This is a genomic window from Natronococcus sp. JC468 (assembly GCF_012163165.1).
GTDB classification, from domain to species: Archaea; Halobacteriota; Halobacteria; order Halobacteriales; family Natrialbaceae; genus Natronococcus; species Natronococcus jeotgali.
In genome coordinates this window covers 81319-93604 of the sequence record NZ_JAAVUO010000010.1, presented here as the reverse complement: position 1 = coordinate 93604, position 12286 = coordinate 81319, and the positions used below count along the sequence as shown (strand labels likewise).

Here is a 12286-nt window from a genome sequence, read left to right as displayed (position 1 = left end):
GGCGCTGAACAGCGATTTTTACGCCGGGTGGTGTACGGAGCGTGATGTCGACCATCGCCGAGTTTCGGATTCCGGCTTCGGATACGGTCTTGGCCGACGCGTTCGATCGACTCCCGGCGCTGCGCGTCGAGCTCGAGGCGGCCGTCTCGCGGTCCGAGCCCTGTCTCTGGATCACCGACGTCGAACGGGCGACCGTCGACGACGCCCTCGAGGCGGATCCGACCGTCGAGACCGCCACCCTCCTCGTCGAGGCGGACGACCGACTGCTGTACGACGTGGCGTTCGTCGAGGGGCGAACGGTGTGCGATCGCCTGCTCGTCGACGGGGGCTCGCTGCTGGAAGCCTGGGCGGCCGAGGGCTGGTGGCAGGCCCGCGTCCGGTACCGGGACCGCGAGGCGCTTTGCCTGGCTCACGACCGACTCGTCGACCGCGGGGTCGGGGTCGACCTCCGGCGGGTGACCGACGTCACGCCGGGGTCCCCCACGAGGACGAACCTGACGGACGAACAGCGGGAGGCCCTGGAGGCCGCCCTCGAGCGCGGCTACTTCGAGATCCCCCGGGAGATCTCGATGGCGGAGCTGGCCGCCGAGATCGGGATCTCCCACCAGGCGCTGTCCGAGCGGTTGCGACGGGCCTACGGGGCGCTCGTCGACGAGGAGCTCCAGCCGACCCGCGAGCGGACCTGAGGCTCAGGGTCGGCCGGGAAGTTCGTCGAACGACGCGACGCGGTAGTCGCCCAGGACGCACTGACCGCGGCGCTCGGGGCCGACCCGTTCGACGTGGATGGCGTCGAGCCCGGCGTTCCAGGCCGCGCCGACGTCGTTCGCGCCGTCGCCGGCCAGCACACCCTGGTGGCCGTTGTGCGCGACGCCGAGCTCTCGCAGGACGGACTCGACGGGCGCGGGGTCGGGTTTCCAGCCGGTCTCCTCGGTACAGCAGAGGCGGGCGTCGAACCAGTCGCGGATCCCGACGTTGTCCAGCACGGGCTCGCAGAGGAACTCCTGGCAGTGGGTCACGAGCCCGACGGGGACATCGAGGTCGGCGACGAACGCGGCGTCGTCGTGCAGGTAGGTCTGTTCGGCCCGCACCATCGGGTCCTCCTCGGCGTGGAACGCCTCCCAGAACTCGTGGGGATCGATCCCCCACGCCTCGAGCTGGCGGTCGCGGGAGCCGGTGAGGCCGCTCCAGATGATGTCGGCCTCCCGGTCGGTGAACTCGCGGCCGAGGCGGTCGCCGACCCGGTCGAACACCTCCCGGGTGTAGGACCACTCGACGTCGACGAGCGTGCCGTCGAGGTCGAGCAGCCAGTAGTCGTACTCGGAGACCATTCGGACGGCTACCTACGGGATCGGCGAGTAAATGCGTGTCGCCCGCGCGCGCCGCCTACGTTCGGTCGACGACGTGGATGCTCGAGCCCAGGTACTTCGAGAGCACCTCGGAGACGTCGTCGGCGTTGAACGCCTCGAGGTCGGTCGCGATCTCGGCTTTCAGCGCCTCGAGGTAGGCCTCGTCGGTCCGCAGCTCCCGGAAGGAGACGTCCTCGATCGCGCCCAGGGGCTCGCCGAGCCAGTCGGCGGCGAGCCGTCTGGCGTGTTCCGCGTCGCCGACCTCGCCCCGCCAGAGCGCGTTCCGGAAGAACAGCCACCCATCGGTGCCCGGTTCCGGGGCGTCCCGCGAGACCGTCACCGTCGTCTCGCCGGAGTCGCCGTCGACCCGAACGCCCCCGGTCGCGGGCTCGAGTCGGAGCCGAACGCGAAAGACGTAGGCGGCGTCCATCAGCCGCCGTATTCCTCGTCGGCAAGTTCCGCCATCTCGATGTCGGCGTCGGTGATCCCGCCCTCCTCGTGGGAGGTCAGTCGCACCTCGACTTCCTCGTAGCGGATGCGGATCTCGGGGTGGTGGAACTGCTCCTCGGCGACCTCGCCGACGTCCCCGGAGAAGCTCACGCCCCGCAGGTAGTCGTCGAACTCGTAGGTGCGGACGATCTCGTCGCCCTCGCGCTCCCAGCCGTCGGGAAGCTGTGCGTCTACCTCGTCGTCCGAAAGCAGGTCTGCCATAGCGGACGGACGGAAGCGACGAAAATAACGGTTGTGCCGTCTTGCTCGTGCCGGGCTCAGTCGTCGTCGGTGGCGCTCGCCTGCATCTCGGATCGGTCGCGGTCGTCGGCCGGGGCGAACGCCGACGGCCGCGCGTCGCCGAAGTCGGGATCGAACAGCTGGAGGGCGGTGTTGATCGTGCTCCAGTCGTCCTCCGCGGCGGCCTCCCGCAGGCTCTTGGTCGGCGGGGCCAGCAGCTGGCTGACCATCGAGTCGGCCATCGCCTCGAGCACCTCCCGCCGGGAAGCGCCCTCCTTCTCGAGCTCCGCCAGTGCCCGCTCGAGTTCGCGTTCCTTGATCCGCTCGGCGGACCCGTACATCGCGGCGATGACCTCGTCGGCGCGGGCGCGCTTGTACTGGTCACAGAGCAGCTCGAACTCCCGGTCGATCATCGCCTCGACCTCGCTCGCGGCGTCGGCGCGTTGCTCGCGGGTTTCGGCGGTGATCGACTCGAGGTCGTCGAGATCGTACACCGTCGCCGAGTCGAGCCCGCCGACCGCGGGCGCGACGTCCCGGGGCTGGCCGAGATCGACGAGCACCCGCTCGTCGCCCCCGTCGGTCAGGTGGTGCGGTTCGACCACCGGTTCGTCGCTGCCGGTCGCCGCGACCACGACGTCGGCGTCGTCGGCGACGGTTCCGAGCGCCTCGAGCGGAACCCCGCGGGCGTCGACCTCGAGTTCGCTCGCGAGGTGGTCGGCCCGGTCGACGGTCCGGTTCGCGACGACCAGCTCCGAGACGCCGGCGTCCGCGAGGCTCCGGGCCGCCAGCCGCCCCATCTCGCCGGCGCCGACGACCAGGCCCGTCGCCCCCTCGAGGGCGACGTCGTCGGCGACGAGTCGGGTCGCGGCCGACCCCAGCGAGACGACACCCTCGTTGATCGCGGTCTCGGTTCGGGCGCGTTCGCCGACGTGGATCGCCTTCGTGACGGCCGCGTCGAGCATCGGTCCGATGCCGCCGGCGTCGCGTGCGTCCTCGTAGGCGGTCCGGACCTGGCCCATGATCTGGTCCTCGCCCAGCACGACCGACTCGAGTCCCGTGGCGACCCGCAGCAGGTGGCGCAGGCTCTCGTCGTGGCCTGTCACGACCAGCGCCTCGTCGTCGGCGGTCGCGAAGAACTCCTCGAGCGTGGCTCGACCGAGCGTGGCGTCGGTCGAGACGACGTAGGCCTCGACCCGGTTACACGTCGAGAGAACGTACGCTTCCTCGATCTCCGGGAGCCCGCGGAGCGCGGCGACGGCGGCTCGCTGGCTATCGGGACTCGCGGCCGCGAGATCGTCGACGCTCCCGCTGTCGTGCGTGACACGTGCGGCCGTGATAACCCCGTTCACTGCCGATCACCCGTCGTCGACGGCACCTCACCCAGCACGTCCTCGATCACTTGGAAGGGATTAGACGTTCCCGTACGTAAATCTGTCCAAACGTCGGGTGATTTGACGACGTCTCCGACGAGCTCGCGGCGTCGGGCGGGCGCGACGTCCCTCGATTTGAGCTCCGTCCGCAGCGCCGCACAGACCCGCGCCATCTCCCCGGCGCCGGCCAGTTGGTCCTCGAGCTCTCGGCGGAGGTGCTTGCTCACTGCGGGGGCGGTCCCGTCCGTCGAGATCGAGACGACGACGGGGTCCTCGCGGACGGTGGCGGGGACGACGACGCTGCCGGGCTCGCGCTCGCCGGCCCGGTCGGCGCGGTTGACGAGCGCTCCCCGCTCGCGGGCCGCCCGCTCGATTACCCCGTTGAGCACCTCGTCGTCGGTCGCGGCGACGACCAGCGCGGGCTCGGCCCGGGCGAGCCACCCCGAAACGTCCTCGGGATCCGGCGCGGCCCGGACTCGCTCGGCGCCGCCGAACCGTTCGTCGGCGAAGTCGGGACTGACGACGATCACCGTCGCCTCGCGGGCGAACCGGCGGGCCTTCCGGGCGCCGACCGGACCGCCTCCGAAGACGAGCACCGTCGCGCCGGTAAAGTCGTGGAGTAGCGGAATCATGGGAGACTCGAGTTCGAACTGCCGCGTCGAGGCCCGTCGACGGACGTCTCGGCGGTCGGGCCGTCGACGCGGTGCGTACACCCGATCGTCGGGTCGCGTCCGTGAAAAGCGAACCGGGTGCAGCCCGGGCGCCGTCGAGCCGCGCCCGAATCGGGCCGTTACTCCTCGCCCTCGACCCCGGTCACGTCGAAGCCCAGCTCCTCGATCTCCTCGAGGATCGCCTCGTGGTCGGCGCCCGCCTCGTAGTAGACGACGACGTCGAAGCTTCCCTCCCGGAGCAGCTGCTGGCACTCCCAGACGAACTCCTCGTCCTCGAGGGTCAGCCCCTGGTGCTGGTTCGAGGAGAAGTCGGGGTCGTCGTTGCCCGAGTAGACGTAGCAGTCTTTCGGGTCGTACCCCGAGTGCTCGGCGATGATCTCGCCGACGTCGATCGTGGCCTGCATCATCCGCACGTCCTCGCTGCCGTCGTAGTCGGTGTGGACGATCGCGCCGTTGAGTTCGACGTCGCCGGGCTCGAGCAGCGCCTTCGTCCGCCGGTAGAGATCCTCGTCGAGTGTCTCGGTCATCGGCCGACACGAGAACCTCCGGCCTGATAGCCGTCACGATCGGCCCTCGCGTGCCGTGACAGGACGTATCGATACCGACGAGTAACACACAAGACACATACTTCTCCCCGCCCTCACGTCGAACGATGAATCGGTGGCTCCGTGAGCGCGTGGACGCGGCCTACGAGCGGCTCCTCTCGAGGGAGATCGCCGGCGTGCCGACCCACGTCGCCGTAATTCAGGATGGAAACCGTCGGTACGCGCGCCGACGGGGGGCGGACGCGACCGACGGCCACCGCGCGGGTGCCGAGACGACCGAGCGCGTCCTCGAGTGGTGCCAGGAGGTCGGCGTCGAGGAACTGACTCTCTACGCGTTCTCGACGGAGAACTTCGAGCGCCCGCCCGAGGAGCGCGAGGCGCTGTACGACCTGCTCTGCGAGAAGCTCCGGGAGTTCGCCGACGCCGAGCGCGTCCACGACAACGGCGTCAAGATCCGCGCGCTCGGCGCGGTCGAACGGCTACCCGAGCGGGTTCGTGACGCCGTCGACTACGCCGAGGACCGAACCCGCGAGTACGACCGCTTCGTGCTCAACATCGCGCTGGCCTACGGCGGACGCTCGGAGCTGCTCGAGGCCGCCCGCGGCGTCGCCGCGGACGTCGAGTCCGGCGAGGTCGCCCCCGAGGAGATCGACGTCGGGGCGATCGAGCGCCGGCTGTACGACGACCCCGTCCGGGACGTCGACCTGATCATCCGGACCGGCGGCGACGAGCGAACCTCGAACTTCCTGCCCTGGCACGCCAACGGCAACGAGGCCGCGGTCTTTTTCTGTACCCCCTACTGGCCCGAGTTCTCGAAGGCCGACTTCCTGCGGGGAATCCGCACCTACGAGCACCGCCAGGAGTCCTGGCGGCGAACCCGCGCCCGCCGGGCGCTGGCCCTGCTCGGGGCGATGAGCGACCGCGACCTCGCCGAGGCCCGCTCGATCGTCGACCGGTTCCGGGACTCGCTACCCACCGCCGAACAGCCCGACGACGAGGAGCTCGAGGCGGTCGACTCGAGCGGTCCCGCCGCCGATTGAGCCCGGACCGTCCCGAAACCGACAACCGGGTAGACGCTTGAGTCGGCGTATGAACCGCCAGCTCGCAGCCGGCCTCGCCGCGACGGCGGCCGGGCTCGCGTCGTTTGTGGCGCTCGGGGCCGCCGGCGCGCTCCGCCACCCGCAGGCCGCCGTCGCCCACACCCGACCCGCGGAGTTTCTCGCGATCGGCGGAAGCCTGGGGCTGGTGACCGTCGGCGTCCTCGTGGCGCTGTTCGTCTACGTCGAGTTCCCCGAACCGAAGCCGTAATCCGAGAGACTACCGACCGAACCGCCTCGAGCGGTTGCAGTACTCCCGGACCGCCCGCAGGAAGTCCCGCTTTCGAAAGTCCCGCCAGTTGACGTCGGTGAAGTACAGCTCCGAGTAGACCGACTGCCAGATCATGAAATCCGAGAGCCGCTCGGCGCCCGTCTTGATCACCAGGTCGGGCTCGGAGGGGAAGACGAGGTGGTTCTCGACGCGCTTGTCGTCGATCTCGTCGGGCTCGAGTTCACCCGCGTCGACGCTCTCGGCCAGGGTGCGGACCGCGGCCGTGAACTCGTGTTTCCCGCCCAGCCCGATCCCGATCTGGATCGGGGCGTCGGCCCGGCTCGGGTCGTCGGGCGTACGGACGGCGACCTCCCGGGGAGCGTCGACGGTCTCGAGTTCGCGGCGCAGGGCCGGAATCGCGTCGGCGTCGAGGACGCTGACGTAGACGGTCACGCGCTCGGCGTACTCGAAGGCCCACTCGAAGAAGTCCGCCAGTGTCTCGTAGGCGCCGCCCTCGAGCAGGTCTCGCTCGGTGATCACGAGCGCGACGTGGTCGGGGCTGTCGGCGTCGTGACGGCCGATGCGAACGGAGAGGTAGCGCTCGTACAGACCCACGCCCTCCCGTTTTCGGGCCGGTGGCATACCGGTTACGGGTTCGCTCGAGACCGCGCGGACGCTCGAGTCAGCCCCGCTACGGGCGGGAAATCGGCGCCGGAGCGGTTCACGAAGGTTGAAGTGATCCCCACAGAAAGGACCGATTACCGTGTCTGAACCCGTTCGGCGAGCCGGCGTCTTCGCGTTGCTGTGTACGCTCTCGCTCGCCGTCCCGCTTTTCGGCCCGGAGGTCGCGGCGGCACTCGCCGCGGTCGTTTTGCTCGGCGCGGTCGTCGTCACGGACGGGCCGATCTTCGACCTGCTCGCCTACCCCGACGACTACGAGGACGGGCGCCTCTACGGGCTGATCGCGTTCGTGCTCGCGGGGGTCGCGCTCGGGCTGCTCGCCACGCAGTCCTCGATGACCAGTGCCGTGTTCGTCGGGACCGTCCTCCTCGTCGGCTACGGGAACTTCGGCGAGCGGCTCGTCCGGACCCGAACGGCCGACGACGTCGCCCGCGCTACGGGGTTCTGTCTCGCCGCAACCGTCGCGGCCGCGGTCGGACAGGCCGCGACCGTCGGGCTCGCCGGCGGCTCGGTCGCGGCCGCGCTCCCGACGATCCTGTTTCTCGCCGCCAGCGGCGCCCTGCTGGCCGCCCTGCTACGGGATATCCTGCTGCTCTACGACGATCCGGTGGTCATGTTGTCGGTCGGCCTGTTGCTCTGGCTGCTCGCCGAACTCGACCCCGCGCTGGGCGCGGTCGACATCGTGATCGCGCTGGCGATCACCGCTGCCCTGGGGTACGCCTCCTACGCCCTCGAGACGGCCTCGATCGCCGGGATTCTCACGGGGGTCTTGCTCGGCCTGTTGACGGTCGTGCTCGGCGGGTACGGCTGGTTCGCCGTGCTCATCTCGTTTTTCGCCATCGGCGGGCTCTCGACGAAGTTCCGCTACGGCCGCAAGGAGGACCTCGGCGTCGCCGAGGAGAACAACGGCGCCCGCGGTACCGGCAACGTCCTCGGCAACGCGGCCGTCGGGCTCGTCGCCGTGCTCGGCTACGCCGCCAGCGAGGCCGGGTTCGTGCCCGTCGCCTCGGAGCTGTTCCTGTTCGCGTTCGCCGGCTCGGTCGCGACCGCCATGAGCGATACGCTCTCGAGCGAGATCGGCAGCATCTTCGAGACCCCGCGGCTGATCACCACCCTCGAGCCGGTCGAGCCGGGGACCGACGGCGGCGTCACCTGGCAGGGGGAGATCGCCGGCGTCGTCGGCGCGGGGATCGTCGCGGCGATCGCCTACGCGCTGTTTCCCGAGATCGGCGCCGTCGGTGCGGCGATCGTCGTCGCCGCCGGCGTCGTCGGCATGACCGTCGACAGCCTCCTGGGGGCGACTCTCGAGGGGACGCTGCTCGGCAACCAGGGGGTCAACTTCCTGGCGACGCTGTCGGGGGCGGTGGTGTCGGCGCTGCTCGTCCTCTCGCTCGCGGCGCTCGGGTAATCCGTCGCTCGAGAGCGGTCGGCGGCGAGGAAACTGGTCTCCGTTCGAGAGCGGTCGCCACCCCCTCGAGCGGCGACGCCGCGAGAATCGCAAGCGGCGCGAGGGCGTCTTACTCCGAGGGCGGTTCGTCGGCGATCTCGTCGACCGCGTGGACCCGAACGCCCGTCGGACGCTTCGTGAACTGGCCGAGCGAGCGGGCGACGATCCGCTCGACGTCCCGATCGGCCGCGAGATCGAGCAGCCGCTGGTCGAGGATCCCGTCGAGCACGATCGTCGTCGGCGCCGTCTCGGCGTCCTCGAGCGCGTCGTAGACGTCCGCGGCCGGCGCCTCCTCGAGGATCTCCCCGTCGGCGTCGAGAAAGCGGGCGCGGTCCGTGTCGCCGGCGACGACGAGCGTCGCGTGACCGTAGACGGTCTCGGGCTCGGATTCGTCCTCGCTCGCGGACTCGTCGGCCGACGACACCGGACGGGACGGTTCCGCCTCCGCGTCGGGGCTCGAGTCCGCGTCGGCCGGGCCCGGATCGGGACGTCGGTTCGAACCGGTCGGCGGCGCCTCGGGCGATCCCTCGTCGATCGTCGGCGGGGACGACGCCGGGGGCGCCGGCGTCGCGCTCCCGTCGGTCGCGGCGACCGCCTCGCGGGGTTCGTTGAGCCCCGAGACGCTGTCGTAGGGGACCTTGTTCCGCAGCGCGGCGAACAGCTGGTGGTGGTCGAGCTCCTCGACGGACTCGCCCGACGGGGCGAAAGCCACGTAGTCGATGTCGCCGACCTGGGAGAGCTCCTCGAAGATCAGGTCGCCGCCCCGGTCCCCGTCGAGGAAGACGGTGACCGTGCGGTGGCGGGTCAGCTCGGCGACCGCGTCGGGGACGTTGGTCCCCTCGACGGCGATGGCGTTTTTGACGCCGTACTTCAGCAGCGTCAGCACGTCCGAGCGGCCCTCGACGACGATGATCGCGTCGCTGTCCGTAACTCGTGGACCGGCGGGCAGGCCCTCGTACTCGGTGATGTCCTCGACGCGAACGTGCTGGCGCACCTCCGCTAAGATCTCCTCGGAGGTCATCACCGAGTCGTCGAACCCGGTTCGCAGGAGTTCCTTCGCCCGGTCGACGACCTCCTTGCGCTTGGCCGCGCGGACGTCCTCGATCTCGGCGACCTCGAGGGAGGCCCGGCAGGGCCCGATCCGGGTGATCGTCTCCAGCGAGGCCGCGAGCGTGGCCGTCTCGACCTTGTCGAGGCTGGTCGCGATGGTGAGCGTTCCGTGTGACTGGCCCTTGGTGCTGGTTATCTCGACGTCGATACGGCCGACTTTCTGTGACTGACGGAGGTCGCGGAGGTCGAGTTCGTCGCCCAACAGCCCTTCCGTCTGGCCGAAGATCGCACCGACGACGTCGCTTCGCTCGACCACCCCGTCGGCCGTCACGTTTGCGTGGATGTGGTATTTCGAGGTGTCTTCCATACAGATCTGCCCCCGCAAGGCGGGGACTGACGAGACCGCGCGCCCGGGTGTTGCCTAGAACGAGGGCGGTGAGACGCAAATAGCTGTTGACCTGTCGGCACTCGACCGGGAGGAGGGGCCTCACGCCCGGCGAGCCCGGAATCAGTACGCCGGCCGCGCCCAGTACCAGTATCCCGCCACCGCGAGCAGGACCGCCAGTCCGCCGAAGAAGAACAGCGAGCCCGGCGATACGCCCGCGAACACGGCCTCGGCCGTTCCGACGCTCCCCTCGAGGAGCCAGTCGATTCCGTCCCCCGTCGGTTCGCCCGATTCCTCCGTTCGGTCGGCGCCCTCGCTCGCGGCCGACGCCGACGCCCGGTCGCGTCCGCCCTCGCGAAACCAGCGGGTGACGCCGTACTGGACGAGCAGGCTCCCGCCCGCGAGGGCGGCGATCCCGGCGAGGAGCCGCGAGAGGACCGTCCGCAGTCGGACGGCCGCGGTCCCGTCGCTGGTGACGATCAGGGGCCCGTCGGTCGTCGCGTAGACGCTCATCTCGTTGCCCCGCGAGGAGTACCAGGTGTCGACGATCTCGATCAGCCCCGCTTCCTCGAGGTTCTCGAGGTGGTAGCGGACGTTCTGGATCGAGGAGTCGATCGTCTCCGCGACGTCGCTCGGCGTTCCGGGCTCGTCGTCGAGGCGCGCGTAGATCCGGCGGGCCGTCGTCGAGGAGAGGGCGCCGAACACCGCGTCGGCGTCCTCGCCCTCGAGGTCGACGACGCGCGGTCGCCCCTCCCCGCCCCCCGGTTCCGAGCGGAAGGGGAACAGACGAGCCATGGTCAGTACCCATTCGCTTCCCGATACACATACCCTTTTCCTCCCCAAGAGAACGGTTTCAGCGAACGAGAGTCGCGCGGTCGAACGGGAGCCGGCGAACCGATGGAAAAATCTATTCAATACGCGTGATCGAACAGTAATAGTTATCCACGTGGGACCGAACGACGTGGTATGGCACGGCTAGTGCGTTGGGGCTGGATCGTCGTCGCGGTCGGGCTGTGCGCGCTCACGGTCCCGTGGTTCCTCTGGGGCGACGCGACGGTCGTCGCGGGGATCCCGCTGTGGCTCTGGTGGCACATCGGCTGGATGGGACTCGCCGCGCTCGTCTTCCGGCTGTTCGCCCGGCGGGCCTGGGGACTCGGCATCGAATCGGGCGCGGGCTCGAGCGACGGCTCGACGCCCCCGAACGCGGGCGTCGACCCCGGAGGTGAGCGACGGTGAGCGTCGCGCTCCAGCTCGGGATCATCGTCGGCTACCTCCTGCTGGCGCTCGCCGTGGGGCTGGTCGCCTACCGAACGACCGACCGCACCGCCGAGGACTTCTACCTCGCGAGTCGGACGGTCGGGACCGTCGTGTTGCTGTTTACGACGTTCGCGACGCTGCTGTCGGCGTTTACGTTCTTCGCGGGACCGAACATCGCCTACCGGGAGGGCCCGGAGTGGGTGCTCGTGATGGGGCTGATGGACGGGATCGTCTTCGCGATCCTCTGGTACGTCGTGGGGTACAAGCAGTGGCTGCTGGGTCGGCGCTACGAGTACGTCACCCTCGGCGAGATGCTCGGCGATCGGTTCGGTTCGCGACGGCTGCGGGGTCTCGTCGCGGGGATCAGCCTGCTCTGGCTCTTCCCGTACGTGATGCTCCAGCAGGTCGGCGCCGGCACGGCGCTACGGGCCCTGACCGACGGGGCCGTCCCCTACGCCGTCGGTGCGGGGCTGATCACCGCGTTCATGATCCTCTACGTCGTCGTCGCCGGCTTCCGCGGGATCGCCTGGACCGACACCCTCCAGGGGGCGTTCATGCTCGTCACCACCTGGATCGCGCTGGTGTGGGTGCTGGCCGCGGTCGGCGGTCCGGGCGCGGCGACCACCGCACTCGAGGCCGAGGCGGCCGACCACCTCGCGCTGGGCGGCGACTTCTACACCGTCCAGTGGATGCTCTCGACGGCGATCACGATCGGGTTCGGCGTCGCGATGTTTCCGCAGGTGAACCAGCGCTTTTTCGCCGCGGGTTCCGAAGCGGTCCTCAAACGGTCGTTCTCGCTCTGGCCGCTGCTTTGCGTGTTGTTGTTCGTCCCCTCGTTCCTGCTCGGCGCCTGGGCCCGCGGGCTCGACGTCGCGATCGCCGAGGGCGAGAACGTCCTGCCGGCGGTCCTGGCGGAGTACACGCCCGTCTGGTTCGCCGCGCTGGTGATCGCCGGCGCGATGGCCGCGATGATGTCCTCGTCGGACTCGATGTTGCTGTCGGGTTCGTCGTACTTCACGCGGGACCTGTACCGACCGTTCGTCGAGGGGAGCGTTTCCGAACGGCGCGAGGACCTGCTCGCTCGCCTCGGCGTGGTCGGCTTCGCGACGGCCGCGTTCGTCGGCAGTCTCGCACAGCCCGCGACGCTGTTCGAGCTGGGCGACGCGGCCTTCAGCGGGTTCGCCCAGCTCGCCCTCCCCGTCCTGGTCGCCCTCTACTGGCGGCGGACGACCCGCGCCGGGATCACGGCCGGGATCCTCGCGAGCCAGGCGTTTTACCTCTCGAGTCTCTTCACCGCCGTCGTCCCGAGCGCGTACGGGGGCTGGACGGCCGGGCTCGTCGGGATGGGACTGGGTCTCGTCGTCACCGTCGGCGTCTCCGCCGTGACCACGCCCGCAGCGGACGAACGGCGCGCGATCTACTTCGACGGCCTCGGCGCCGACTGACCGGTCGGCTGCAAACAACACACCGAAACGTGATCGTCGCGTACGGTCCGGC

The 12286-nt window shown here is 70.1% G+C and carries 15 protein-coding genes; 6 read left to right on the top strand and 9 right to left on the bottom strand.

The window, feature by feature from the left end; translation table 11 throughout:
- The first annotated feature begins 44 nt into the window (after positions 1–44).
- The gene (locus GWG54_RS08375) at positions 45–686 is read left to right on the top strand and encodes a helix-turn-helix domain-containing protein (RefSeq protein ID WP_167937351.1); all 642 of its coding nucleotides are present in this window, start codon (positions 45–47) and stop codon (positions 684–686) included.
- A gap of 3 nt (positions 687–689) precedes the next feature.
- Here GWG54_RS08375 and GWG54_RS08370 read toward each other — a convergent pair whose 3' ends face one another.
- The 6 genes from GWG54_RS08370 to GWG54_RS08345 form a co-directional block, all read right to left on the bottom strand.
- Positions 690–1328 (bottom strand): HAD family hydrolase, encoded by a 639-nt coding sequence (locus tag GWG54_RS08370; RefSeq protein WP_167937350.1) that lies wholly within the window; start codon positions 1326–1328, stop codon positions 690–692.
- A 55-nt stretch (positions 1329–1383) separates the two neighbouring features.
- Positions 1384–1776 (bottom strand): LWR-salt protein, encoded by a 393-nt coding sequence (gene lwrS, locus GWG54_RS08365; RefSeq protein ID WP_167937349.1) that lies wholly within the window; start codon positions 1774–1776, stop codon positions 1384–1386.
- Positions 1776–2057 carry a 4a-hydroxytetrahydrobiopterin dehydratase gene (locus tag GWG54_RS08360; protein WP_167937348.1) on the bottom strand — a complete coding sequence of 94 codons (282 nt, stop codon included), beginning with the start codon at positions 2055–2057 and terminating at the stop codon, positions 1776–1778. The genes lwrS and GWG54_RS08360 overlap by 1 nt, the downstream gene beginning before the upstream one ends.
- Positions 2058–2113: 56 nt before the next feature.
- Positions 2114–3424 carry a glutamyl-tRNA reductase gene (gene hemA / locus GWG54_RS08355; RefSeq protein ID WP_167937347.1) on the bottom strand — a complete coding sequence of 437 codons (1311 nt, stop codon included), beginning with the start codon at positions 3422–3424 and terminating at the stop codon, positions 2114–2116.
- Positions 3421–4077: a bifunctional precorrin-2 dehydrogenase/sirohydrochlorin ferrochelatase gene (locus tag GWG54_RS08350; protein WP_167937346.1), complete on the bottom strand. Its 657-nt coding sequence runs from the start codon at positions 4075–4077 to the stop codon at positions 3421–3423. Before GWG54_RS08350 ends, hemA begins: the two co-directional genes overlap by 4 nt.
- A 158-nt stretch (positions 4078–4235) precedes the next feature.
- Entirely contained in the window at positions 4236–4643 is a 408-nt protein-coding gene (locus GWG54_RS08345; protein ID WP_167937345.1) for a DUF5778 family protein, read from the bottom strand.
- Between the two features lie 125 nt (positions 4644–4768).
- Between GWG54_RS08345 and uppS the strand changes: the two genes are divergently transcribed.
- Both uppS and GWG54_RS08335 read left to right on the top strand, forming a co-directional pair.
- Positions 4769–5701, top strand: coding sequence for a polyprenyl diphosphate synthase (gene uppS, locus GWG54_RS08340; protein WP_167937344.1), 933 nt, complete (start codon positions 4769–4771; stop codon positions 5699–5701).
- A gap of 49 nt (positions 5702–5750) precedes the next feature.
- Complete coding sequence (locus GWG54_RS08335; protein WP_167937343.1) at positions 5751–5969, top strand: hypothetical protein; 219 nt, start codon at positions 5751–5753, stop codon at positions 5967–5969.
- A 9-nt stretch (positions 5970–5978) separates the two neighbouring features.
- Here GWG54_RS08335 and GWG54_RS08330 read toward each other — a convergent pair whose 3' ends face one another.
- Positions 5979–6584 (bottom strand): undecaprenyl diphosphate synthase family protein, encoded by a 606-nt coding sequence (locus tag GWG54_RS08330; RefSeq protein WP_167937342.1) that lies wholly within the window; start codon positions 6582–6584, stop codon positions 5979–5981.
- A 148-nt stretch (positions 6585–6732) separates the two neighbouring features.
- Here GWG54_RS08330 and GWG54_RS08325 point away from each other — a divergent pair, with 148 nt between their 5' ends.
- Positions 6733–8058: a DUF92 domain-containing protein gene (locus GWG54_RS08325; RefSeq protein WP_167937341.1), complete on the top strand. Its 1326-nt coding sequence runs from the start codon at positions 6733–6735 to the stop codon at positions 8056–8058.
- 109 nt (positions 8059–8167) lie between these two features.
- Here the strand turns inward: GWG54_RS08325 and dnaG are convergent, their stop codons facing one another.
- Positions 8168–9514 carry a DNA primase DnaG gene (dnaG, locus tag GWG54_RS08320; protein WP_167937340.1) on the bottom strand — a complete coding sequence of 449 codons (1347 nt, stop codon included), beginning with the start codon at positions 9512–9514 and terminating at the stop codon, positions 8168–8170.
- A gap of 141 nt (positions 9515–9655) precedes the next feature.
- Positions 9656–10327: a helix-turn-helix domain-containing protein gene (locus GWG54_RS08315; RefSeq protein WP_167937339.1), complete on the bottom strand. Its 672-nt coding sequence runs from the start codon at positions 10325–10327 to the stop codon at positions 9656–9658.
- A 171-nt stretch (positions 10328–10498) separates the two neighbouring features.
- Here GWG54_RS08315 and GWG54_RS08310 point away from each other — a divergent pair, with 171 nt between their 5' ends.
- Both GWG54_RS08310 and GWG54_RS08305 read left to right on the top strand, forming a co-directional pair.
- Positions 10499–10768 (top strand): DUF3311 domain-containing protein, encoded by a 270-nt coding sequence (locus GWG54_RS08310; protein WP_167937338.1) that lies wholly within the window; start codon positions 10499–10501, stop codon positions 10766–10768.
- Positions 10765–12234 carry a sodium:solute symporter gene (locus GWG54_RS08305; protein WP_167937337.1) on the top strand — a complete coding sequence of 490 codons (1470 nt, stop codon included), beginning with the start codon at positions 10765–10767 and terminating at the stop codon, positions 12232–12234. The genes GWG54_RS08310 and GWG54_RS08305 overlap by 4 nt, the downstream gene beginning before the upstream one ends.
- The last annotated feature ends 52 nt before the right edge of the window (positions 12235–12286 follow it).